Source organism: Zobellia laminariae, assembly GCF_030553095.1.
Lineage (GTDB): Bacteria > Bacteroidota > Bacteroidia > Flavobacteriales > Flavobacteriaceae > Zobellia > Zobellia laminariae.
This window is the reverse complement of record NZ_CP130738.1, coordinates 1,679,332-1,704,006: the sequence shown is the minus strand read 5'-3', so window position 1 is coordinate 1,704,006 and position 24,675 is coordinate 1,679,332. Positions and strand designations below refer to the sequence as shown.

The following is a 24,675-nucleotide window of genomic DNA, read 5'->3' as shown; positions in this document are numbered from 1 at the left end:
GTATCAGGTAACTGCCCTTAAGTTAACCGGCTATGGCTTTAGAAACCAACGCCAGTGAATTTTTAGAAAGGGGTAATTTCAATGCGGCCTTATGCCCTTCTTCGGACATTTTGCGCCAGGTTTTTGAAGAATATCAATAACCTTGGCATCTTCGTGTTCAGAAGCAAAAGGCTCAAAATAATGTTCTAAAAACACCAAACAGATAACATCTTCTAGGGTCTGGGTGTCTTCATTTTTTTTCAGTTGTTTTTTCTCCAACAAAAAAGCCACTTTATCAATAGTTGCTTGGTCATAACCAACCTCTTCTAAAATTGAAGTTGCTTTTTTTGCATGAAACTTTTTCAAGTCCTGACGCCATTTTAGATATCCCGCACGGTTCATTTCATAAGACTCACGTGGAATCTCCCATCGGCAAATATGCTGAGACCTAGCTGTTAGCTTTAAAGCTTCAGGTGCTTTGGGTGCAAAATCGTTCAGCTTCTCCGTCATCCTAAGTGCATATAGCAACTCTTTTGGATATGTTTTTCCTGAAGGAGTTGTTTCTGTATGTGGATCTTGCCCATTTGCCTCATCGAACAATGTAAAGGCTTGCTGTAATTTATCAGAAATTGACATAGGTCTAAAATTTTGGTCTAAGATACAAATACCTTCAGACCTGTACGGAATCTATTCTATACCTATTGATGTCTTTTTCTAAAGATTTAGCTAAAAATCAACTATTCTGAAAATCCAACAAATACAAATCCGTCTTCTACCTTAACGGGATAGGTGGCAATGGCGTCTAGAGTTCCGTTAAGGTTTTCTCCCGTTTTTAACGAAAACGTGTTTTTATGAAGGGGACAAGCAACTTTTGGTTGCATGTTCTCTTCTCCGATCATACCACGTGAGAGTACCATTTCCATTTTATGTGGACATAGATTCTGACATGCGTACCATGTAGCTTGACGTGTAAAGTTGAAGACAGCAATTTGCTTGTCTTTATATTTTATACATGCCCCACCATTTTTAGGAAATTTACTAGCTGGACCGGCTTTGAACCAGACCTTTACACTATCGGTTTTTACGCTTTCGTATGTACTTAAGTTTGCAATCATAATGTAATTTTTTTAGGATTGAGATTAAACCAAATCGGAAGTAGTTTCAACAAGATTAAGTATAACCGTCACTTCGGTTTTTTAACTTCGATTAAGCCCACTCTTTAGGCATTTTTTGCTCTCGAAGTGATACGAATTCAATGTTATCATCTGTTTCATCAGAGTTGATAAAGTGTGTATAGCGCTCTCTTATCTCTGGAGTCTCTACAGCCTCTTTCCATTCACATTTATATGTATTCACGAAGTTTTGCATGCCCGTATCCAATTCATCTACAATACCCAATGAGTCATTGATAACTACGTTTTTAAGGTACGTAATGCCGCCTTCTAGTTTTTCTAACCAAACAGACGTTCTGGTAAGTGGTGGTGCGGTCTTTATATAGAACATCATAAAACGGTCTACATATTTTATGGCTGTTTCCTTATCTACTTTTTCTGCAAGTAATTCAGCATGTCTTGGGGTTGCACCGCCATTTCCTCCTACATATACGTTCCATCCGCCTTCAACGGCAATGAAACCAAAATCTTTAGAACGAGCTTCTGCACATTCTCGAATACAACCGGAAACACCACCTTTAAATTTATGAGGGGAGCGTATACCTTTGTATCTGTTTTCTATCTCAATAGCAAAACTTACACTTTCGTCCATACCGTAACGACACCATGTAGAACCAACGCAGCTTTTTACAGTTCGAAGTGATTTTCCATAGGCTTGACCCGTTTCAAAACCTTCCGCTATAAGTTCTTCCCAAATCAAAGGAAGTTCGTGCAGTTTGGCACCGAACATATCAATTCGCTGTCCTCCTGTTATTTTTGTGTATAGGTCGTATTTCTTGGCGATTCTACCCATAGCCATTAATTGTTTTGGAGAGATTTCTCCACCGGCAACTCTGGGTACTACGGAGTATGTTCCGTTTCGTTGTATGTTGGCCAAATAACGGTCATTACTATCTTGAATGGTTTCTTGACGGTTAGCGGTTTCATTATATATACTTGCAAAAATAGAAGCGGCGAGGGGCTTACAAACTTCACAACCATCTCCTTTTCCAACGTCATCTAGCAGGTCATCGTAATCTTGAATGCCTTTTAGTTTTACAATATCATAAAGCTCCTGTCTAGAGTAGTCAAAATGTTCGCAAATACTTTCTTTTACTGTTTTTCCTAATGTCTTTAGACTTTCCTTCACCAAATCAGCAACCATGGGCTTACAACCTCCACAGCCTGTAGTTGCTTTTGTAGCTTTTGCCAATTCTTTTACCGTTTCGTTGCCTTCGTCTATTACAGAACAACAAACAGCTCCTTTAGTTACAGCTTCGCAAGAACAAATTACTGCGGTATCCGGTAAATCCATAGCACTTCCAAATGCTGAACCGCCTTCGCCTCTTGAACCAACTATGAGTTCTTCTGCATTATCTGGTAAAGGAAGGTTGTTAAGGTACATTTGATGTAGGATGCTATAATCCTCAGCATCACCAACCATAATTCCCCCTAGCAAGGTTTTACCGTCAAGGCTTACGTTTATTCTTTTATATAGTCCTTTAGTTTTGTTTTCGTAAATAATAGAAAGTCCCTTGTCCGCTGGCATATAAGGAATTCCAAAACTAGCAACATCCACTCCAATCAGTTTCAGTTTGGTAGACATGTCTATTTCTGCGCTCATTATAACTTCAACGCTTTCCAGAATCTGATTTACGGCCACTTCTGCCATTTCATATCCTGGGGCCACAAGGCCATATATCATCTGGTTGTAAAGTGCTACCTCTCCAATAGCAAATATATTAGGGTCGGAAGTTTGCATTCTATCATTAACTACGATACCACCGCGAACTCCCATTGCCAAATTACAGGTTTTACCAAGTTCATCTCGAGGACGAATACCTGCTGAAATAACCAACATATCTACTTCTAAGGAATCGTCTTCACCAAAGTCCATTCCGGTTATGGCGCCATTTCCTAAAATACGATTGGTAGCTTTTCCTAAATGAATGTTTATTCCTATGTTTTCCAGGGTAAGTTGAAGTACATTACTACTTCTAGAATCTAGCTGCCTTGGCATTAATTTAGGTGCAAATTCCACTACATGTGGCTCTAGACCCATATCCATTACTGCTTTACCTGCTTCCAAACCTAGAAGACCACCACCTAATATAGCGGCACGACCATCTGATTTTTTAGTTTTTATCTTTTCAGCATAACTTAGCATGGCTTCTAAGTCCTCTATAGTACGGTATACGAATACACCTTCTTTTTCCACTCCGTTTATAGGAGGGACAAAAGGGCTGGATCCTGTTGCGAGTACCAAATAATCATACGAGTATTCTTTGTCGCTTCCGGTAGTTATTGTCTTTGTTTTACGGTGAATGTCCGTAACACGTTCGTTAACCACTAATTCTATGTTGTTTTCTGCATACCAACTAGCGGGAGCAAGTTCTAAAGCCTTGGCATCCCTGTTTCCAAAGAACTCACTAAGGTGCACGCGGTCATAGGCTGCTCGTGGTTCTTCACCGAAAACGATGATTTTAAAATTTTCAGACTCTTCTCGGGCTGCGAGTTTTTCACAGAACTTGTATCCGACCATGCCGTTTCCGACAACAATAATAGTTTTCATAGGCTTCAATTTTAAACTACTTAGCAATATTACGTATAAATACGTATATAACATCTGTTTTTATGGAAATAATTACGTAGTTTTGTTGAGGAATTGCCAAAACAACCCTATAAAATCGCTAGGTATGAAAACAGTTAAAGAACCAAAGGTTACATTAATAGGAGCAGGTCCATAAGCTCAGACCTTATTACAGTTAGGGGTTTGAAGGCTTTAAAAGCTGCTGATATAGTATTGTATGATGCTTTGGTAGACGAAGACCTATTAATGCAGATTGAAGAAAGTATTCCAAAAATATACGTAGGTAAACGTTGTGGGGTACATTCCTTTAATCAGGATGATATTAATATATTGATAGTGGAAAAAGCATTTGAACATGGCCATGTGGTTCGTTTAAAAGGTGGTGATCCATTTGTTTTTGGAAGGGCTCATGAAGAAATAGCTTATGTAGAATCTTTTGGTATTCCGGTAACCGTAGTTCCCATGGTATTTCTAGTGCTATTGCCGTTCCATCTAGTCAAGGTATACCAATGACACGTAGAGGAGTTAGTAGTAGTTTCTGGGTAATGACGGCAACAAAAAGAGACGGCTCATTTTCTGAAGATTTAAAATTTGCCTCACAATCTTCTGCTACGATGGTGATACTAATGGGAGTGAGGAAACTGGCTGAAATATCAGCTGAGGTAAGTAAATATAGAGGCTCTTCAACACCAATGGCAGTTATTCAGAATGGTACGATGCAGAATGAATCTTGTATAGTGGGTAATTTAGGGAGCATTGGTTCTGGTGCTTTTGATATAGATATTTCCAAACCGGGTATCATTATAATAGGAGATGTGGTTACTGAGCATCCTTCCTTTTTTGAGGAAGAGGTGCAACGCGTACTACATTCTAGTTTTTAAAATATCTACATAGTACGGATACGTACTTTTCTATATAATCGCTCTATATCATGCTTGTAATAAGCATTGTGTAGAGCGATTTGCTTTGGTGAAAATTCCATTTCGTCAATATTCTATTTACTTTTTAATCAATTCTTTATTTTTTGATTGTTCTCTTTTATAATCTCGTAAAAATACTTAGAAATACATCAATTTTTCAGTACATACGTATTATTACGTATATTAATACGTAGTTTTGATTATCCTTAAACTTAAAACATCAGTATTATGGAAACACAATCTAAAAAATCGACTACTTTAAAACTGACCGATTTAAAAAGTATGCCAATACGCACATTTTGGATTACATCAATAGCATTCTTCATTTGCTTTTTTGCATGGTTTGGTATTGTACCCTTTATGCCAGATGTAGTTAAGGACTTGGGTCTTACTCCCGAGCAAAAATGGAACTCTATTATATTAGCAGTTACAGGAACCGTATTTGCTAGACTACTAATAGGTAAATTATGTGATAAGTACGGTCCTAGGTTATGTTATACATATTTGTTGGTTATTGGAGCAATACCCGTTATTCTTCTCGGTTTTGTCCAAACACCTACCCAATTTTTAATTTGCCGTTTATTCATTGGTTTTATTGGGGCGTCTTTTGTTATTACACAGTTTCATACCTCTATAATGTTTGCACCTAATATTGTTGGTACGGCTAACGCCACATCTGCAGGTTGGGGAAATTTAGGTGGTGGAGCTAACCGTTTAGGAATGCCCTTAATTGCAGCAGCCGTTGTTAGTTTTGGTGTTGCTGATGAAATAGCATGGAGATACTCTATGGTGATTGCTGGTGTTATTGCCATGTTAATGGGTGTGGTGTATTACTTTTTTACACAAGATACTCCTGAAGGTAACTTTGCACAATTGAAGAAAGAAGGTAGAATGCCTACTATAAAGAAAGATGAAGAAGGCTTTTTAAGCGTCCTAAAAGATTATAGAGTTTGGATTCTTTTCGTTGTTTACGGTGCGTCTTTCGGTATAGAGCTTACCGTTTATGGAACCATGGATGATTACCTTCAGAATACCTTTGGTATTTCACGGTCAATGGCTGGTAATTTGGTGCTTTCATTCGCTTTAATGAATATTTTCGCCCGTACATTGGGTGGCTTTTTTGGAGATAGATTTGGAAGGTTAAAAGGCCTTCGCGGCAGGGTTCTTTTCCTGACTATGATACTGGCAGTAGAAGGTGTTATGTTAACAATTTTCTCAACAACTACAAGCATAGCTTTTGGTATGATTTTCTTGATATTGTTTAGTCTTTCCGTACAAATGGCAGAAGGAGCAACTTTCTCTGTGGTTCCTTTTATAAATAAAAAAGCTATTGGTTCTATTTCCGGTATTGTAGGTGCAGGAGGAAACGTAGGGGCATTTATGGCGGCTATGTTTTTAAAATCAAAATCTTCAGTTGCCGAGACTGCGGCATTGGCCACTAATTCTAATTTGGGAGAGGAAGCAATGAAAGCTGCGCAAGCCGCTGCAGCTTCCGGAGCAGTTTCTAGCGGTTATTTTGTAATTGGCGGTTTCGTTGCCGTGACAGCACTAACTACCCTAGCCATTAAGTTCTCTACTGCCGATGAAAAAGCGGTAAAAGAAGAGTTAAAAGTGGAATTAGCATTTGCTGCAGCAGATAAATAAAATAGTGGTACGGAATGATTTCAATCTCAAATAAAATAAGTGGATTAACCAATGATGTGGATTTGGTGAATACGGCTTGCATGGCTTGTTCTAACGAATATTGCTTGATAAAGAGAAATATGAAATCTTCAGTCGGTTCTACTTTTGTGAAACAGCGAAAGGAGATACGTTGTAAAAAAGGACAACAATTTATTATGGAAGGTGCCGCAGTAACTGGCCTTTTCTTTGTGTTAAAAGGGAAGGTTAAAGTGCTACGCACAGGACTTCATGGCAAAGAACAAATTGTCCGTTTTGCTAAAGAAGGGGAAATTATTGGTCATAGGGGTTTTGGAACAGAAGAATCTTATACTATAAGTGCCGTTGCCCTTGAAGATTGCACGCTATGTTATTTTTCTAAAGAAAACCTACAAGAGGTATTACGAACAGAACCTACTTTCACCTATGACCTTATGTTGTTCTATGCAAACGAACTGAATAAAAGCGAGGCCAAAGTAAAGACACTTTCTCAGATGAGTGTCCGTGAAAGGGTTATTGATACCTTGTTGTATGTTCACAGAAAGTTCGGTCAGCAACATAATTTTATATCCATATTGTTAAGCCGAAGAGAGTATGCCGACTATGCCGGTACTACCGAGGAACAAGTAATCCGTGTTTTTTCGGCTTTGAAAAAAGAAGAACTTATCGTAACCAAGGGTAAGCATATAGGTATTATCGATACCTCTCTTTTGCAGCAGGAAATATCCGAACACAATTTTTATCTAGATAGCTAAGTCTCATTCTGCCTTAAGCTTTACCATTTTTTTCTAATAAGTAACAATACGTATCTATAAGTATATGGGTACATGTGTTTTAATGCGCTCTAATTGTTTGTGTTACTTGAATAACCTGTTTTATCGCAGGTATTGATATGGTGTAAAAAGAGGAAACAACCTATTGTATCCCATATGTAAGAAAACTAATTACGTATATATTTGTCCAAAGTAAGTATTAATACGTAGTTAAATTAAAAACCATACTATTATGAAAACCATTTTTACAAAAGCATCATTACTAGCAACTATAGCTGCAGTAGTTATGGCTTGTGGAGGAAAAGAAACAAAAAAGACAGAAGCAGCTGCTACAGAAGATGCAGTCGCTTCTAAAACAAAACAATTAGATATTGAAAAGCCACAACTTACGTTTGGTTTTATCAAATTAACCGATATGGCACCTTTAGCTATTGCTAAAGAAAAAGGATTCTTTGAAGATGAAGGGCTTTTTGTTTCTGTAGAAGCACAATCCAACTGGAAAAACGTTTTAGACCGGGTTATTGATGGTCAATTAGATGGTTCGCATATGTTGGCAGGACAGCCTATTGCTGCTGGTGCAGGATTTGGAAGACAAGCTGAATTGGTGACTCCCTTTTCAATGGATTTAAATGGAAATGGGATTACGGTTTCTAACGATGTTTGGTCTAAAATGAAACCTAATGTTCCCGTTGGTGCAGATGGCAAACCTGTGCATCCTATTAAAGCAGATGCTTTAAAGCCTGTAATTACTGAATACAAAAATAGCGGTAAGCCTTTTAAAATGGGAATGGTTTTTCCTGTTTCCACGCACAATTATGAAATACGTTATTGGTTAGCAGCTGCGGGTATTCACCCAAGGTATGTACACTGCTGATAATGTTCAAGGTCAAATAGATGCCGAGGTTTTACTATCTGTTACACCTCCACCACAAATGCCGGCCACTTTAGAGTCGGGTACTATTTATGGTTACTGTGTAGGTGAGCCTTGGAATCAGCAAGCTGTTTTTAAAGGTATTGGTGTACCTGTAGTAACCAACTATGATATTTGGAAAAACAACCCAGAAAAGGTATTTGTAATGACAAAAAAATTCGTTACGGATAATCCAAATACTGCAATTGCAGTCACCAAAGCAATGATTCGTGCAGGAAAATGGTTAGATGAACCATCTAATAGAGCAGAAGCGGTAAAAATTCTTTCCATGTCTCAGTACGTTGGTGCACCGGAAGAGGTATTGGCAAATTCCATGACGGGTACTTTTGAATTTGAAAAAGGCGATAAAAGAGATATGCCAGATTTCAATGTGTTCTATAAGTACAATGCTACCTATCCTTTCTACTCAGATGGTATTTGGTTCTTGACACAAATGCGCAGATGGGGACAAATTCCTGAAACAAAAACTACGGAATGGTATAGCGAAACGATCAAAGATATTTATCGTCCTGACATCTGGAAAAAAGCAGCAGACTTACTTGTTGCCGAAGGACAAATTCCTGCAACAGATGTTCCTGAAACCGATGGCTTTAAAGCAGCGACAACAGATTTTATTGACGGTACATCTTATGATGCAAAAGACCCTATTGGTTACATAAATAGTTTCTCTATCGGAAACAAAGATTAAGGTTTACAGCACAATTTATTGAAGCAAAAGTATACGATCATGGAACAAGACATCACATTAAAAAAAGAAGGACAAGGCCTAGCGTTTTTAAAACCTTTGGTGGCTAAATTTACTCCTAAGTTTCAAAAGGGAGATTTAGTACCATGGCTTAAAAAAACGGGTATTACCTTACTATCCATCCTACTATTTTTGGGGCTCTGGCACATGGGGTCCAAAGCACTATATAATAAAGAGGCCAATTACAAGATTGAAAAAGCATTGACCGAACAAGGTCAGGCAGCTGCTGACGCAGAACGTGATTGTATCGCTTCCGGAGAAAGTAGTTGCCAGCCTAACACTTTGCCATCTCCTACTCAGGTATGGGCATCATTACAAACTTTAATTGCAGATCACAAAGTGATTACTGCAGATAAAGCTGCTTTTAATGAAAAGATGGCTGCAACAAATGCCAAATTAGTAGCAAAAGGTAAAAATGCTATTGTTTATACCGGTCGTGCCTCGTTTGTTGATATTGTGCTTACAAGTATAAAAACGGTGTTTGCGGGCTTCTTATTGGCGCTGTTAATTGCTGTACCTATTGGTGTTGTTATTGGTTTGAGTCCCTCGTTGCGGAGCGCTTTTAACTGGTTCATCCAAATTTTTAAACCGGTTTCTCCTGTAGTTTGGTACTTGCTTGTCTTTATGATTGTAAAAACCTTGTATATCGGAGATAGTTCTGATAACGCCTTTGTAATCTCTTTTATAAGTGTGGGCTTGTGCGCTATGTGGGCAACATTGGTTAACACTGCAATGGGCGTCTCCTCGGTAGATAAAGATTACATCAATGTAGCAAAGGTTTTAAAACTAGGAACTTTTCAAAAAATATTTAAAGTGATTTTACCATCGTCATTACCATTAATATTTACGGGATTACGAATTACGCTTTCGGTCGCTTGGATGGTATTGATTGCTATTGAACTGTTAGCACAAAGTCAAGGTTTGGGCTTATTCGTTTGGGAGGAATTCCAAAATGGAGCTAACGACTCCAATGCAAAGATTATCGTTGCCATGTTTGTCATTGGTATTATCGGTTTTTTATTGGACAGAATTATGCTGAGTGTACAGAATATGGTGTCTTTCAACAAAAACGAGGGAGTATAACTTCACTTTAAAAAATAGAAAATGGCATACCTAGAATTAAATAATGTTTATAAATCCTATGGAGAAGGAGATAACCGAACCGATGTATTATCAAACATCAACCTTTCTATAGAAGAAGGTGAATTTGTAGCCATTGTAGGTTTTACTGGAAGTGGAAAAACAACTTTAGTAAACTTGATTAACGGCCTATTGAAACCTACAAGTGGCGAGGTTTTATTTAAAGGAGAACCAGTAGTTGATACCAGTCATGAACGAGGGGTGATTTTTCAAAATTATTCTTTGTTACCGTGGTTAACCGTTGGGCAGAATGTATATATGGCGGTGAAAGAGGCTTTTCCAAAAGAGAACAAAGCTTTTCTAATGAAACGAGTAAAGGATTATGTGGGAATGGTAAGTTTAACACCGGCCATTAACAAAAGACCCAAAGAATTATCTGGGGGAATGCGGCAACGTGTTGCGGTTGCAAGAGCCTTGGCGATGAATCCAGAAATGATAATAATGGATGAGCCTTTAGGTGCTTTAGATGCTTTGACTCGAGGAAATTTACAAGATGAAATATTGAATATCTGGAGTCAAGATAAGCGTACCGCTTTATTGATTACCAATGATGTGGATGAAGGTATTTATATGGCGGATAGAATTATCCCTTTAAAACCATAGGTCCCAATGCAACTTTAGGTCCGGAATTTAAAATTGATATTGAACGACCTCGCGACAAAACCGCTATGAATGATAATCCTAATTTCAAAAAGACTAGAAATAGCATCATAGAATATTTAATGGATATTGGTGAGGCACGTAAATCAGTTTCTAACGAAATCTATGAGCTTCCTGATATAGCACCTAAAAGTTTTGTGGCCTAATAAAAGAATAAACAATGAGCACAGAAACCATACTTAACAAAGGCACTACGCAGAACGGAATTGTATTCCCTTCAAAAGTAATGCTGGATTTATCTAACCTAAAGAAAGTATATCCCACACCTAAAGGGGATTATGTGGTATTAGAAAATCTAAACCTTCAGATTATGAAGGAAGAATTTGTGACCATTATCGGGCATTCCGGTTGTGGAAAAACTACGATGCTTTCTATGATTGCAGGCTTGAATCCTATTTCTGGGGGAAATATTGCCGTTTTAGGAAATCCTGTCAAAGGGCCAGGACCAGATCGTGGCGTTATTTTTCAATCTCCCAGTTTAATGCCGTGGATGACTGCTTTAGAAAATGTGCTTTTGGGCGTGAACCATAAGGTATTTCCTCATGCTTCTAAAACACAGCGAAAAGATATAGCGAAGTATTATTTACACAAAGTTGGTCTAGATGGTGCTTTTGAAAAGAAAGCGATTGAATTGTCACAGGGGATGCAGCAACGTGTAGGTATTGCAAGAGCTTTTGCAATCAAGCCTAAAGTATTGTTGTTAGACGAACCTTTTGGAATGCTAGATTCTTTAACTCGTGGTGAATTGCAAGACATCTTAATTGAAATATGGAACAAAGAAAAAATTACCGCGGTCATGATTACTCATGATGTGGACGAGGCCATTTTACATGGCAGATCGCGTCGTGATGATGACTAGCGGACCAAGTGCAAAAATTGGTGATATTCTTGATATCGAATTTGAAAGACCACGAACTCGAAAATCGGTATTAGAACATGACGACTACTACACTTATAGAAAACATTTGATTGACTTTTTAGAACATTAAACCATAACAACAAACTTTTTTAATATACCTAGATTATGAAAAGACAGTACACATTAATAATCCTACTAGTCCTATCGATTCAGTTTGCTTCTGCACAATTTCAACTCGATGGTGAGTTTAAACCTCGTACCGAATACCGAAATGGTTTTGGTAGTATTATTCCGGATGCAGCAGATGCAGGCTTTGGAATTGCTACTCGGTTACGTTTGAACGCGGGCTATCAAACGGAAGCGTTTAAATTCTATATGAGTCTTCAAGATGTAATGGTTTGGGGAGAAAATAGACAATTAAAACCTGAGGACAGTAATAATTCGTTTTCTGTTTTTCAAGCTTGGGCAGATATTAAATTAGGTGAAGGATTCTCTACAAAAATAGGTCGCCAAATGCTCGTGTATGATGACCAAAGAATTCTTGGAGGAGTTGATTGGGCCATGCAAGCACGTAATCATGATGCAGCTTTATTAAAGTACGGTAAAGGAAAGTTCATGATAGACCTAGGTCTAGCTTTTAATCAAGATTTTACAGCTACCACCGCAAACCCAGGTGGATTTCAGTCTGCAGGTACGGCTTATAATACCACGGGATTCTTCTCGTATAAAAGCATGCAATACTTATATGCGAAACATAAGGGGGAAGCCCTTTCTGTTAGTGGGCTCATCTTGAACAACGGTTTCCAGAATTTTACTGGTGAAGCAGATGCACTTGTAGCAGATGGTGTTAGCAATTTAATTACTTTAGGTACACATTTAGACTATAAAAAAGGAAGTTTTGGAGCTGCATTTAATGGGTACCTACAAACTGGAGAGCGCCAAAATAGTGTAGATGTTAGCGGTGCTTATCTTTTAGGATTAGACCTGAGCTACAAAGTATCAAAAGGCGTTTCTTTAGGGCTTGGAGCTGAGATTATTAGCGGAAACGATGCAAGTACTACAGATAAGACAGAAGCTTTCTTTCCACTCTATGGAACGAACCATAAATTCAATGGGTTTATGGATTATTTTTACGTAGGGAATCATGCCAACTCAATTGGACTTACAGATATTCATGCTAGTGCCAAATTTGCTCTAGGGGAAACTTCTAGCTTGTTGGTTAAAGTCTTGAATTTTAGTGGAGAACAAGAATTGGCAAGTGGTGAAAAATCACTTGGTACGGAAGTCGATTTGGTTTTTGCTAAAAATTTTAAAGGGTACGGTCTGGCCATTGGTTACTCACAAATGTTTGCTAGTGATGGTATGTACGAATTAAAGGGAATTACGGAAGATGCTGCCGGTAGCGTTCAAAACTGGGCATGGGTACAGTTAACCATGAAACCTAAGTTTTTGAACACGGCAAAAGAATAGTACATATTTATAAAGATGCTTCGATAGGGCCGTTACAACCTTTTTGTTGTAGCGGTTCTTTTTTATATGAAATTCTACTTAAATGATGTGCATTTCACATCTATAGATTGCCCTGGGTATAAATGCAGGCATAATAATCAGGTTTTTATTCCTAGCCTAAGGATAGTCATAGGTTATTGTAAATCTACCTTTGTAAAAATCCACTATATTTGTACGTATAAATACGCATATTTTGAACCAGACAACAAGTATCATTTTAGCGGACGACCATTCATTGGTTCGTGACGGCATAAGGGCTTTATTAGAAAGCGAATCTGACTTAAAAGTTATTGGAGAAGCTTCTGATGGTATTGAGGCGATTGAAATGGTGAATAAAAACTCACCTGACCTGTTAATCATCGATATCAGAATGCCGCGAATGACCGGTATAGAGGCTGTTGAAAAACTCAATGCCCAAAATTCACCAGTTAAATGTATTATTCTTTCCATGCACGATTCGGAAGAGTATATTTTAAAATCTGTGAAGGCCGGTGCTCTTGGTTACCTTTTAAAAGATACTGGAAAAACGGAATTTATTAAGGCTATTCATGCGGTTAGAGACGGGGGTAAGTATTATAGTGGTGATATTTCTAATGTTCTGGTAAATAATTTATTGAGTTCATCTTCCAAAACAACAGAAACAACTGTAAAAGCCGCTCCTACAAGCAATGAGTTTGATTTGACCAATAAAGAACTTCAGGTGTTAGAATTGGTTTTATCTGGTTTGACGAATAAGCAAATCTCTGAAAAACTTCAGAATAGTAAGCGTACGGTAGAAACACACCGCTTTAACCTTATGCGTAAAATGGAGGTCAAGAATTTAATAGACCTTTCAAAAAAAGCACAGCAGTTTAATTTGGTTTAGTATTCTGCATTTCATCTTTACTTTGTGATTTACTAATTCGGTACTATTCCTGTACATGAAACACGCTATCTTTTATCATATTTATCCTTTAGGCCTTTTAGGTGCTGAAAAAACCAATGATTTCGTTTCTAATCCGGTTGATAGATTCTCAGAACTTAATGATTGGTTGGAGCATATGGTAGATTTAGGGTGCAACGCACTCTATATAGGTCCTGTGTTTGAATCATCAACCCATGGCTACGATACTGCAGACTATTATGAAGTAGACAGAAGATTAGGTGATGATGCTTCCTTAATCGCTTTCATAGAGAAAGCCCACGAGTTGGGAATAAAAGTGGTTTTAGATGGAGTTTTCAATCATGTGGGCAGGAATTTCTTCGCTTTCAAAGACCTTCAAGAATTTGGAAAGAATTCAAAATATACTGATTGGTTTTCAAATATAAATTTTAAGAAGAAAAGCCCGTTAAAGGATGCTTTTACCTATGATACTTGGGCAGGCTACTATCAACTAGTAAAACTTAATCTTAAAAATAAGGAGGTCCGTGATTACCTTTTTGGTGCGGTTAAAAAGTGGATTGAAATTTATAAAATTGATGGTCTACGTTTGGATACTGCAGATGTGTTAGATTTTGATTTTATGAAAGAGCTTAGGCTCTATTGTAAAAAAGAAAATCCAGAGTTTTGGTTGATGGGAGAAGTAGTTCATGGCGATTATAATAAGTGGGTAAATCCTGCTATGTTAGATTCCGTGACCAATTATGATTACCACACTCCTATTTATGAAAGCTTCAATCTAAAGGATTTTAGTAAAATTTCCGAAATGGTGGAACTAGATTTTGGTCCTAAAGGGGTTTATAAAAATCTAGAACTCTATTCTTTTGTGGATAATCATGACGTTAACCGTGCCGCTTGTACTTTGAAGAAGCCAGAGCATTTATTTCCATTATACCTTCTACTGTTTACGCTACTATAATACCTGCTATTTACTACGGAAGCGAGTGGGGTTTTGAAGGAAAGAAAACTGCACATAGCGATGATTCGTTGCGCCCTCATGTAAAGCTAAATGACTTAGGGAAGCAGGCAAAACATCCGAAGTTGTTAGAAGCCATAAAACAATTTATATTAGTTCATAAGAATTGCGAAACCCTTGTAAATGGCTCTTATGAGACATTGTTGGTTACCAATGAACAATACGCTTTCTCTAGAAAAAGTACGTATAAGACCATTATTGTAATTGTAAATGCTTCAAAAAAATCAGTTAAAGTAAATATTGATTTTAAAGGGTTGTCCTCAGGAGTTTATGCGGATCTTTTGAACACCGGATATACTTTAACATCCAATAAAACAGGTCTTTCTGTTGAAGTTCCACCATGCTGGGGACGTATCTTGAGTCATTGATCGAAAAGTAGTGAAAAGGCTCTTTTTTTGTTGATGTACGATTAAAACCTCAAACTATTACGAAAAAAACACTACGTATATATACGTAATTTTATAACTTGCTGTATCTAATTTTGGTGTCTTGCATCAAAAAGGAAATGCAATGTTGAAAAAAAAAACACATAAGACCGTTTGTTCCTACTGCGGCGTAGGCTGCGGTATACTGGTAGATGTAGACAGCAAAGGTAAGATAGAGGTAGACGGTGATCCGGAATATCCTTCCAACAAAGGCATGTTATGCTCTAAGGGAAGAAATCTTAATTACGTTGCGCAAGACACTAGTGACAGAATCATGCATCCAGAAATGAGATGGAGTAGAAACCATCCGTTGCAAAAAGTAAGCTGGGACACCGCTTTTGAACGTGCTGCGGCCGTTTTTAAAAGTATTATTGCCAAACACGGGCCGGATAGTGTTGGTTTCTACGTATCAGGGCAATGTCTTACGGAAGAATATTATCTGGTAAATAAAATCACCAAGGGTTTTATTGGCACTAACAATGTGGACACTAATAGTCGTCTTTGTATGAGTTCTGCTGTTGTGGGCTATAAAAAAGCTTTGGGTGAAGATTCAGTACCTATTTCATATGAAGATATTGAATTGGCAGATTGTTTTTTGATTGCAGGAGCTAACCCTGCTTGGTGTCATCCTATTCTATACAGACGCTCAACAACACAAAGAAGATAATCCCAATGTAAAAATAATAGTTGTAGACCCCAGAGTAACGCAGACCTGTGCTTCGGCAGATTTACATTTACAAATCCTTCCCAAACAGATGTTATTCTGTTTAATGCCATAGCTAGGTGGCTTATTGAAAAGAAGAAAATAGATAAGAGTTTTATTAAGAAACATACTTCTAATTTTGATGCTTGTAAGGAGAGTGCTTTTACACTTTCTCTACGCCAAGCAGCTGAAAAATGTGGCGTGACTGTTGCTGATATTCGTAAAGCAGCGCAGTACATTGGCGATGCTAATAAATTTATCAGCATGTGGACCATGGGACTCAACCAAAGTGTGATTGGGGTTTCTAAAAACGTGTCTTTACTAAACATTTCATTGCTAACTGGGCAAATAGGTAAACCTGGTTGCGGTCCGTTTTCATTAACGGGTCAACCCAATGCTATGGGCGGTCGTGAAGTAGGTGGTATGGCAAACCTTTTGGCGGCGCATAAAGATTTGGGTAACCCTCAACATAGGAAGGAAGTCTCCGATTTTTGGGGAGGAAAAGAAATTAATTCCGAACCGGGCTATACCGCAACAGAAATGTTCAATGCTCTGGAAAGTGGAAAATTGAAAGCTATATGGATTATCTGTACAAATCCTGTGGTGAGTATGCCAAATGCCAATAAGATTGAAAAAGCTTTAAAGAAGGCTGCGTTTGTAGTGGTTCAAGATATTAGCCATAATTCCGAAACTACCAAGTTTGCAGATTTGGTGCTTCCGGCTGCAGGATGGTTAGAGAAGGAGGGCACTATGACCAATTCTGAAAGAAGAATTAGTTATTTACCCAAAGTTATTGATGCTCCAGGGGAGGCTTTGCCAGATGCAGAAATTCTTTGGCGTTTTGCTCAAGCTATGGGTTATGAAGGCTTTGATTATAAAAACGCAGCTGAAGTTTATGATGAACATTGCCTTTTAACAAAGGGGACGAATATAGATATTACAGGTCTGTCTCACGAACGCTTAAAAAACGAGGGAAGTTTCCAATGGCCAGTTCCGCATAAAACCCATCCGGGTACACCGCGTTTGTTCACAGATCTAAACTTTCACACAAACGATAAAAAGGCACATTTTAATGCGCCACGAAGTCTTTATAATAAATCAGAAGCAACAGATATAGAATACCCTTTAGTATTGAATACGGGAAGGGTAAGAGATCAATGGCATACGCGAACCAAGACCGGAAAAGTAAAGCGTTTACTTACCCATATTCCGCAACCGTACCTAGAAATGAATAAGGTAGATGCTTTTCTACGGAAGTTAAAAGAAGGGGATATTGCGGTTATCAAGAGTAGAAGAGGAGAAGTACAGGTTAAGGTGAAAATCAATTTTGATATTCGCGAGCGTGTAGTTTTTCTTCCTATGCACTGGGGTAAAGTCTTGAATAATGATTTTGGTAGAGCCAACAATCTTACCAATGATTTAGTAGATCCTATTTCTAAGGAGCCGGATTTTAAATACTGTGCGGTTCAGGTAGAGAAGTTTGTAAAACCAGCTCAGAAAATTATTGTTATTGGTGCAGGTGCAGCTGCTTATCGCTTTATTCAATCTTATAGAGAGAAAAATAAAAAGGATGAGCTGCATGTTTTTTCCAAAGAGAAAGATCCGTTTTATAACCGTGTTCTGTTGCCTGAATATGTAAGTGATGAACTTTCATGGGAAGCACTGGAGAAACTAAAATCGGGAGAATTACAAAAGCTGAATGTGAACTTGCACTCGGGAATCGGCATCAGTGATGTAAATACATCTATGAAGCAGGTTACCGATAGTGCCGGATTAATACATTCGTATGATTTGCTCATAATGGCCACAGGTAGCCGTGCTTTTGTGCCTAGTGAGGTGCAAATAGATTTACCCGGTCGTTTTACGATGCGTGAACGAGGAGATGCGGATAAACTGAAGCAATACCTGCAAAAAACAGGGCTACCGGCAAACGAACAACATGTGGTTATCGTTGGTGGTGGTTTGTTAGGGCTAGAGTTGGCGGCTGCGCTTAAAAAGATAGACATCAATATTAGTATCGTTCAAAGGGCACCACGCCTTATGGAACGTCAGTTAGATAGTGTTGCAAGTCGTCTTTTGGCAGAAGATGTTCTCGAAAGAAACATCAACCTTTATTTTGATAGTGAGGTAAGTACGGTTTTTGAGGAAAAAGAGAATCCGTTTAGATTATTGGTTAACCTAAAAACAGGAAGAACCATTCAATGTAATGCCATTGTTTACGCTATAGGAACAAGACCGAATATTGAATTGGCGAAAAAAGCCGATTTGAATACTAGACGTGGCGTAATTGTCAATTCATATTTACAGACCAATAACCCATCTGTTTTCGCTCTGGGCGAAATTGCAGAGTTTAACAATGCGCTTTTCGGAATTACATCGGCGGCGGAACAACAGGCAGATATTGCTGCTAACTACATTTTAGGAGATTATAGCAGTATTTATAATGGCTCTGTTCTTATGAATATTCTGAAGTTCGAAAACCTTGACTTGTGTAGTATCGGAATGGTGAATGCACCTTCAGGAGATAGTAGTTACGAAGAGATTATTTTGATGGATGTTAGTAAACGCTTCTACAAAAAATGTATCGTTAAAGACGATACTTTAAAAGGAGCCATATTAATGGGCGATAAGAATGAGTTTGCCGAGTTCAAGCGTTTGATAGAAGAAGAAATAGAACTATCAGAAAAGCGAAACGAGCTGCTTAGAGGAGCATCAACCACTGTTCCTTTAAAAGGAAAACTGGTCTGTTCTTGCAGCCAAGTGGGCGAAGGCAATGTTATTGATGCTATTGCCGGTGGTTGCTCGGAATTTAACACATTATGCTCAGAAACAGGAGCAGGATTAGGATGTGGCAGCTGTAAACCAGAAGTAAAGGCCATATTGAACAAACAACTACAATTAGCAAATTAAAAAATCGGGATTATGAACGATGATCTGCACCGTATATTAATAAAAGGAGGAGTTACTTCGCCAGGGAGCTCAAGGATATTATAGGCTTGTTAGAAGCTGCGGGATTGAGCGAGGTTTACTTTGGTTCAAGACAAGATTTACTTTTTCCTTTAAAGGGGGTTGAAGAAGATCAGCTAGAGCATATATCAAAGTTCAATACTAATATCATTAATGAAAGACAGTATCAGAATATTGTAAGCTCTTACGTTACTGCAGATATTTTTGATATGACCCACTGGCTTAAAGGATCTACCTATCTCTATATCCTAGAGGGATTTGATTTTCTTCCAGAGCTAAAAATAAATATTACGGATCCTAAGCAAAGATTGGTCCCTCTTTTTAGTGGAAACCTAAATTTTATAGCTTCTGAGAATGAAGATTATTGGTACTTGAATATTAAGTTGCCACATTGGGAAAAAGCAGCATTCTATCCCGTATTGATTTACAGTTGGGATATTACCACAATTTCCAAGGCCATTGAAGAAATTCATGAAGACATTCAAGATGTAGAAGAGCTGTTTTTTATCTTGAACAAGAATCTAGATACCAACAACAAGACCATAGAAAAGGAGCTAAAAGTACCTTATCTAACTTTTCCTTATTATGAGGGTATGAACCGTATGGGGCTTGATCAATATTGGTTAGGTCTGTATTGGCGGAACAATAGGTATGACCTATCGTTCTTAAAAGAATTCTGTGGTTTTTGTTTAGATAACAGTATTGGTAAAATTTGTATCACGCCTTGGAAATCGTTTGTTGTAAAAGGTATTCAAAAGCAGAGCAGACAAGCATTAGAACGGTTTTTAGGACAGTGGGGTATAAACGTCAGGCATTCGCAATTAGAAATGAATTGGCACCTTCCCGTAGATGATAACGAGGCTTTAGAACTTAAGAAATTTTTGGTTCGCAGTTTTGACCAGAATGATATTAGTACATACGGACTTACATTTGGCATAAGCAACGATGTGGGCAAGAGATCTCATTTTGCTTCGGTGGTTATAGAAAAAAATAGTTCGCCTACAATCGTAAAAGATTTTGATGTGCGCCCTACATATAACGTACTTCACTTTCAGAATTTTGACCCCAATACCCAAAAATATTTGGCTTACGCTCAAGACGTAGATAAAATTGAGTTACCAGGTCTGCTAATGGAACTCAGTAAAAAGTATTTTGATCAATTGGGTAGAGAGGTTGAAAAAACGGAAGCACCTAAGAAGGCTATAGAGCAAGAGTTAAAGACTATACATCAATGTCAATCCTGTTTTACCGTCTATGACCCGTTGTATGGCGATTTAATAGCTGATATTCCTGTGGGTACAGCGTTTGAGGATTTGCCGGATACATATGTTTGTGCCGTTTGCGAAGCGCCAAAATCACAATTCGAAAAAACTGAATTGAATTATTCGAGCTGATTTTTATTACATTTGGATAGTACCTAAATACCATTCCAAATGAACAAAAAGTATATTGCTCTGTTAAGTTGTATTTTACTATTCACGGCTTGCAAAAACAATCCTGACAAAAACAAGGAAGTAGAAAATCCTGTAGACGAGATAACCATTCAAAAGCCAACAATGAAATGGGAGCAAGTTGCGTCCGCAGATGGTAGTAAACCTGTAGCCCGTCATGAAGCAGCATTTGTTCGTGTAGAAGATAAATTCTATTTATTGGGGGGAAGAGACATTCGCCCTGTGAGTATTTATGATACGAATACTAAAGTTTGGTCCAAAGGTGCTAAGCCACCTATTGAAATGCATCATTTTCAACCTGTAATTTATCAGAACAAAATATACCTTATTTCTGCATTGACGGGGAAATACCCTGCTGAAACTCCAACGGAGCATATTTATATTTATGATCCTGCCAATGATGAGTGGTCAAAGGGTGATGAAATCCCCAAAGAAAGAAGACGTGGTTCTACAGGAAACGTACTGTACGAAGGTAAAGTCTATATTTCTTGTGGAATAAAAAATGGTCATATAGGAGACCATAAAAAATGGATGGACAGTTACGACCCAAGTACGGGAGAGTGGAAGGTTTTGGCAGATGCACCTCGTGCAAGAGACCATTTTCAAGCGGTTTTAGCAGATGGAAAGATTTACGCCCCTGCTGGTAGAAATTCCGGTATTGATCCTGATTCTGTTTTTGGTGGGACCATAGGAGAGGTTGATGTGTATGATATAAAAAGTAATACTTGGGAGACTTTACCAGAAAATATTCCAACCCAACGCGCCGGAAATGCGGCCACACTTTACAATAATGAAGTTATAGTGGTTGGCGGTGAATCTACAGCGCAGGAAAAAGCACATGCTGAAGTTGAGGTCTTGGATTTAAATACGCATAAATGGCATAAGCTACCAGCCATGATAGAGGGCAGACACGGTAGTGGTCTGGTACTTTTTGAAGACGATTTATACATTGCTTCCGGATGTGGAAATAGAGGAGGGTCTCCTGAACTAACAACTATGGAAAAATTTGGTGTAGAAGATTGATTTTCAGCAGAATAATTTTAAAATTATTTTTTAAATCGTGCCAAAAAACATATTACATTTGATAGGGAATTTCCCCAAATCAAATTATATAAATGGATTTAAGAGACGGTGTTAAAACCGCAGAAAATAAAGTGTCTTCCGAGACTAAAAAACTAAGCGAATTTGTAAAGGATAAAAGTAAATCCTTGGTGGACCGCTTGGAGTCTTATGAAGATATTATAAATCTTGAGGTGGGAGATACGGGTTTACACCGTGCCAAAACCATGGAGCGTGAGTTTGATATTCGCCAGCTTTATATAAAGTATGAGGGCGATAACCCTACTGGTACGCAAAAGGATCGTATTGCTTTTGCACAAATCTACGATGCACTCCGAAGGGAATTTAAAGTGGTTTCTTTGGCTACTTGTGGTAATTACGGGGTTGCAGTTGCTTTGGCGGCGAACTTGGCTGGTATTGCCTGTAGAATTTATATTCCCGAGAGTTTTCATACAGACCGTGTTGTTGAGATGCAATTACTTGGTGCCGAGATTATTCGGATGCCCGGTAGTTATGAAGATGTGGTAAAGGAAAGTAGCGAGCTCGCAAAAAATAACGGTTGGTATGATGCAAATCCTGGGGAGCCAATACCCCTTTGCAGATTAGTGCATACTCCCAGATTGCAACAGAGATTTTCGAAGATTTAGGAGATGCACCTAAGTATTGCGCAGTTCCGGTTTCCAATGGTACGCTTTTCGCGGGAATTTATCGTGGGTTTGTTAGTTTGTACAAGAGAGGGAAAACCTCTAGAATACCAAAAATGATTGCAGCATCATCCTCTAGAAAAAATCCTATTATTCAATCGTTCTTGCAAGGTCTAGACCATTGTAAAGATTTGAATCCGGATGTAATCAAAGAAACCAAGTACAATGAACCGCTTATAAACTGGCATAGTTTTGATGGAGAAGAGGCTTTGTATGCTTTAAAAGAGTCTGGTGGTGAGGCATACAATATCAGTGATAAAAAGCTAAAAGACATGACGGCCTTATTAGCAAAGAAAGAAGGCTTTCGCATTTTGCCGGCATCTACTGCCGGGCTTATTGCGTTGTTAGAACTTGATGAAAAAATGAATTTTGAACCAGACCGTTTTGTTGCGGTACTGACAGCAAAAAATTAATATTAAGAGAATGAAAAAATCAATTGATGGAAATGCCCTAGTCTATTGCGATGGAGCTTTCAATACACCGAATGGAAAAACTGCGCATGGCCTAGTTCGTTTTACAGAACGCTACAATGTTGTGGGTGTTATAGATGCTAATTACGCTGGAAGAGATGCAGGTGAAGTTCTTGATGGGAAACCTAGTGGAATTCCTGTTTTTGCAACTATAGATCAAGCTGTTGAAACTTTAAAAGCTTCTGGTAACATACCTGAATCACTTGTTATTGGTTTAGCACCAGATGGTGGCCGGTTACCGCACGAAGCAAAAACTACGATTTCTAAAGCTTTGGAAATGGGTTGGAATGTTGATAGCGGACTGCACGACTTTTTAACCAATGATGCAGCATTGATGGCAATAGCTACCAAAAATAACTGTCGCATACGTGATGTACGCAAAACACCGGATAGAGATAAACTCCATTTTTTTACGGGAGATATAGAAAAAGTAGACTGCCTTAAATTGGCTGTTCTAGGTACAGATTCTGCACTTGGCAAACGTACAACAGCATGGCTTTTGGTTCATGGTTTAAGAGACTCAGGGCAAAAAGCGGAGATGATAGGAACTGGCCAGACTGCTTGGATGCAAGGTGCAAAATATAGTATGGTAATGGATAGTTGCATCAACGATTTTGTGTCGGGTGAAATTGAACATGCCGTTGTAAGTGCATATAAAAATGAAGATCCTGATATTATCGTTATTGAAGGTCAGGGCAGTCTTATGAACCCTGCTTACCCAGGGGTTTTGAGATTTTGGCAGCGGGTAGACCGGATTATGTCATATTGCAACACGCCCCAAAACGACTGGAGTATGATGGTTTTCCAGGTTATAAAATGCATTCTCTAGCAGAGCAGATAAATGCCATAGAAGTTATTTCTGGTAAAAAGGTAATAGCCATTACCGTAAACCACGAAGAAATGGAAGAAGATGAGATTTTAGAGGCGTGCAAACAAATTACCCTAGAAACAAAACTCCCTGCCTTTGATGTTTTAAAGTATGGAGCAAAAGAACTAGTGGCATTATTAAAGGAAAAAATTCAATGAAAATAACAAATGTGTCTTATGAGAGGCTTGATTTAAAACTCTCAGAACCTTATACTATCGCTTATGAAACGATAAATAATACGGTGAATTTTATACTTAAAATTGAGACAGATAGTGCCATTGTAGGATACGGTTGCGGGGCTCCCGATAAGAGTGTAACAGGAGAACATCCTAAAGAAGTAGAGGCGGCTCTAAAAGAGCTTATCATTCCCTACCTAAAAGGCAAGGACCCTTTTACCTATGCCTTTCTCTTAATGGAGCTTAAAAAGCTTTTAGGAAGAAAATCTTCTTCCTTGGCTATGGTAGATATGGCACTTTATGATTTAATGTCCAAAAAGGCAGATGTGCCGCTTTATAAGTTTTTAGGCGGTTACCGCCAGAGTATCGCTACAAGTATAACGATTGGTATTTTACCTTTGGATGAAACTTTGGCGCAAGCAAAATACTTTGTTCAGCAGGGTTTTTCTATCCTGAAAGTTAAAGGCGGACATAGCCTTGTGGATGACATTGAAAAAATGACGTTGTTACATGAGAAATTTCCTGAGGTTACTTTCCGTTTTGATGGAAACCAAGGATATACGGTTGTGGATTCTGTTGCATTCGTAAAGGCTACGAGCCAAATTGGAATTGAAATTTTTGAACAGCCCACGAAACAGGAAAAGGAAGAACGCCTAGGCCAAGGTTATGGATCAGATAGACATTCCATTAATGGCCGATGAAAGCTTAAAAACTCTTACTGATGTTTTCAGACTTGCCCAAAATGAACGGGTAGATATGGTGAATATTAAGCTGATGAAGGTTGGAGGCATTTTTGAGGGAATGCATATTAATTCCGTAGCAAAATCAGCTGGTATTGAAACCATGGTGGGTTGCAATGATGAATGTGCTTTAGGTATATCCGCAGGACTTCATTTTGCACTTTCAAGACCCAACATTTGTTATGCTGATTTAGATGGGCATTTAGATGTTGTAGATGACCCTTTTAAAGGTTTAATCAGATTAGAAAAAGGCGTACTATACCCGTCAGATGCTCCAGGATTGGGGAAAATAAGTTTGTAA

Annotated in this window: 20 protein-coding genes and 5 pseudogenes; 22 read left to right on the top strand and 3 right to left on the bottom strand. The window is 38.3% G+C overall.

From position 1 onward, the window contains the following. Positions 1 to 22 precede the first annotated feature (22 nt). The 3 genes and pseudogenes from Q5W13_RS08080 to nirB all read right to left on the bottom strand — a co-directional run bounded on the left by Q5W13_RS08080 (position 23) and on the right by nirB (position 3,702). A pseudogene (locus tag Q5W13_RS08080) lies at positions 23 to 615 on the bottom strand (DUF4202 domain-containing protein). Between the two features lie 101 nt (positions 616 to 716). Continuing rightward, complete coding sequence (gene nirD / locus Q5W13_RS08075) at positions 717 to 1,094, bottom strand: nitrite reductase small subunit NirD (RefSeq protein WP_155595375.1); 378 nt, start codon at positions 1,092 to 1,094, stop codon at positions 717 to 719. 91 nt (positions 1,095 to 1,185) lie between these two features. Beyond that, the gene (gene nirB, locus Q5W13_RS08070) at positions 1,186 to 3,702 is read right to left on the bottom strand and encodes a nitrite reductase large subunit NirB (RefSeq protein ID WP_304445948.1); all 2,517 of its coding nucleotides are present in this window, start codon (positions 3,700 to 3,702) and stop codon (positions 1,186 to 1,188) included. Between the two features lie 201 nt (positions 3,703 to 3,903). On the opposite strand from nirB, the gene Q5W13_RS24790 reads away from it, so the two are divergent. The 22 genes and pseudogenes from Q5W13_RS24790 to Q5W13_RS07965 all read left to right on the top strand — a co-directional run bounded on the left by Q5W13_RS24790 (position 3,904) and on the right by Q5W13_RS07965 (position 24,675). Continuing rightward, a complete protein-coding gene (locus Q5W13_RS24790) occupies positions 3,904 to 4,233 on the top strand; it encodes a uroporphyrinogen-III C-methyltransferase (RefSeq protein ID WP_368662484.1) in 330 nt (109 codons plus the stop codon). Further along, the gene (locus Q5W13_RS24785) at positions 4,230 to 4,601 is read left to right on the top strand and encodes a uroporphyrinogen-III C-methyltransferase (RefSeq protein ID WP_368662483.1); all 372 of its coding nucleotides are present in this window, start codon (positions 4,230 to 4,232) and stop codon (positions 4,599 to 4,601) included. The genes Q5W13_RS24790 and Q5W13_RS24785 overlap by 4 nt, the downstream gene beginning before the upstream one ends. Positions 4,602 to 4,868: 267 nt before the next feature. Next, positions 4,869 to 6,284 carry an MFS transporter gene (locus tag Q5W13_RS08060; RefSeq protein ID WP_304445947.1) on the top strand — a complete coding sequence of 472 codons (1,416 nt, stop codon included), beginning with the start codon at positions 4,869 to 4,871 and terminating at the stop codon, positions 6,282 to 6,284. 14 nt (positions 6,285 to 6,298) lie between these two features. Next, positions 6,299 to 7,054 carry a Crp/Fnr family transcriptional regulator gene (locus Q5W13_RS08055; protein ID WP_155595379.1) on the top strand — a complete coding sequence of 252 codons (756 nt, stop codon included), beginning with the start codon at positions 6,299 to 6,301 and terminating at the stop codon, positions 7,052 to 7,054. Between the two features lie 250 nt (positions 7,055 to 7,304). Then, positions 7,305 to 8,691, top strand: a pseudogene (locus Q5W13_RS08050) (CmpA/NrtA family ABC transporter substrate-binding protein). Positions 8,692 to 8,730: 39 nt separating this feature from the next. After that, complete coding sequence (locus tag Q5W13_RS08045; RefSeq protein ID WP_155595381.1) at positions 8,731 to 9,831, top strand: ABC transporter permease; 1,101 nt, start codon at positions 8,731 to 8,733, stop codon at positions 9,829 to 9,831. Positions 9,832 to 9,852: 21 nt separating this feature from the next. Next, positions 9,853 to 10,491, top strand: a complete 639-nt coding sequence (locus Q5W13_RS08040) for an ABC transporter ATP-binding protein (protein WP_304445946.1) — start codon at positions 9,853 to 9,855, stop codon at positions 10,489 to 10,491. A gap of 65 nt (positions 10,492 to 10,556) precedes the next feature. After that, the gene (locus Q5W13_RS08035; protein ID WP_304445945.1) at positions 10,557 to 10,694 is read left to right on the top strand and encodes a hypothetical protein; all 138 of its coding nucleotides are present in this window, start codon (positions 10,557 to 10,559) and stop codon (positions 10,692 to 10,694) included. A gap of 14 nt (positions 10,695 to 10,708) precedes the next feature. Continuing rightward, a pseudogene (locus Q5W13_RS08030) lies at positions 10,709 to 11,537 on the top strand (ABC transporter ATP-binding protein). A 35-nt stretch (positions 11,538 to 11,572) separates the two neighbouring features. Further along, positions 11,573 to 12,877 carry an alginate export family protein gene (locus Q5W13_RS08025; RefSeq protein WP_304445944.1) on the top strand — a complete coding sequence of 435 codons (1,305 nt, stop codon included), beginning with the start codon at positions 11,573 to 11,575 and terminating at the stop codon, positions 12,875 to 12,877. 232 nt (positions 12,878 to 13,109) lie between these two features. After that, positions 13,110 to 13,781: a response regulator transcription factor gene (locus Q5W13_RS08020; protein ID WP_155595385.1), complete on the top strand. Its 672-nt coding sequence runs from the start codon at positions 13,110 to 13,112 to the stop codon at positions 13,779 to 13,781. A gap of 55 nt (positions 13,782 to 13,836) precedes the next feature. Then, positions 13,837 to 14,754, top strand: coding sequence for an alpha-amylase family glycosyl hydrolase (locus Q5W13_RS08015; RefSeq protein WP_304445943.1), 918 nt, complete (start codon positions 13,837 to 13,839; stop codon positions 14,752 to 14,754). After that, positions 14,691 to 15,179 (top strand): alpha amylase C-terminal domain-containing protein, encoded by a 489-nt coding sequence (locus tag Q5W13_RS08010; RefSeq protein WP_304445942.1) that lies wholly within the window; start codon positions 14,691 to 14,693, stop codon positions 15,177 to 15,179. The genes Q5W13_RS08015 and Q5W13_RS08010 overlap by 64 nt, the downstream gene beginning before the upstream one ends. 142 nt (positions 15,180 to 15,321) lie before the next feature. Then, positions 15,322 to 16,725 (top strand): annotated as a pseudogene (locus tag Q5W13_RS08005) (molybdopterin-dependent oxidoreductase); the annotation flags it as partial. Between the two features lie 66 nt (positions 16,726 to 16,791). Then, the gene (locus tag Q5W13_RS08000) at positions 16,792 to 18,849 is read left to right on the top strand and encodes an FAD-dependent oxidoreductase (protein ID WP_304446478.1); all 2,058 of its coding nucleotides are present in this window, start codon (positions 16,792 to 16,794) and stop codon (positions 18,847 to 18,849) included. Positions 18,850 to 18,953: 104 nt separating this feature from the next. Next, positions 18,954 to 20,300 (top strand): rubredoxin, encoded by a 1,347-nt coding sequence (locus Q5W13_RS07995; protein WP_368662482.1) that lies wholly within the window; start codon positions 18,954 to 18,956, stop codon positions 20,298 to 20,300. 39 nt (positions 20,301 to 20,339) lie between these two features. Then, the gene (locus Q5W13_RS07990) at positions 20,340 to 21,380 is read left to right on the top strand and encodes a Kelch repeat-containing protein (protein ID WP_304445941.1); all 1,041 of its coding nucleotides are present in this window, start codon (positions 20,340 to 20,342) and stop codon (positions 21,378 to 21,380) included. A gap of 92 nt (positions 21,381 to 21,472) precedes the next feature. Then, the gene (locus tag Q5W13_RS07985) at positions 21,473 to 22,063 is read left to right on the top strand and encodes a pyridoxal-phosphate dependent enzyme (RefSeq protein WP_304445940.1); all 591 of its coding nucleotides are present in this window, start codon (positions 21,473 to 21,475) and stop codon (positions 22,061 to 22,063) included. Then, positions 22,012 to 22,533: a pyridoxal-phosphate dependent enzyme gene (locus tag Q5W13_RS07980; RefSeq protein ID WP_304445939.1), complete on the top strand. Its 522-nt coding sequence runs from the start codon at positions 22,012 to 22,014 to the stop codon at positions 22,531 to 22,533. The genes Q5W13_RS07985 and Q5W13_RS07980 overlap by 52 nt, the downstream gene beginning before the upstream one ends. A 10-nt stretch (positions 22,534 to 22,543) precedes the next feature. Beyond that, positions 22,544 to 23,616, top strand: a pseudogene (locus Q5W13_RS07975) (N-acetyltransferase DgcN family protein). Then, positions 23,613 to 24,335, top strand: a complete 723-nt coding sequence (locus tag Q5W13_RS07970; RefSeq protein WP_304445938.1) for a mandelate racemase/muconate lactonizing enzyme family protein — start codon at positions 23,613 to 23,615, stop codon at positions 24,333 to 24,335. The pseudogene Q5W13_RS07975 and the gene Q5W13_RS07970 overlap by 4 nt, the downstream one beginning before the upstream one ends. Beyond that, positions 24,301 to 24,675, top strand: a complete 375-nt coding sequence (locus tag Q5W13_RS07965) for an enolase C-terminal domain-like protein (RefSeq protein ID WP_304445937.1) — start codon at positions 24,301 to 24,303, stop codon at positions 24,673 to 24,675. The genes Q5W13_RS07970 and Q5W13_RS07965 overlap by 35 nt, the downstream gene beginning before the upstream one ends.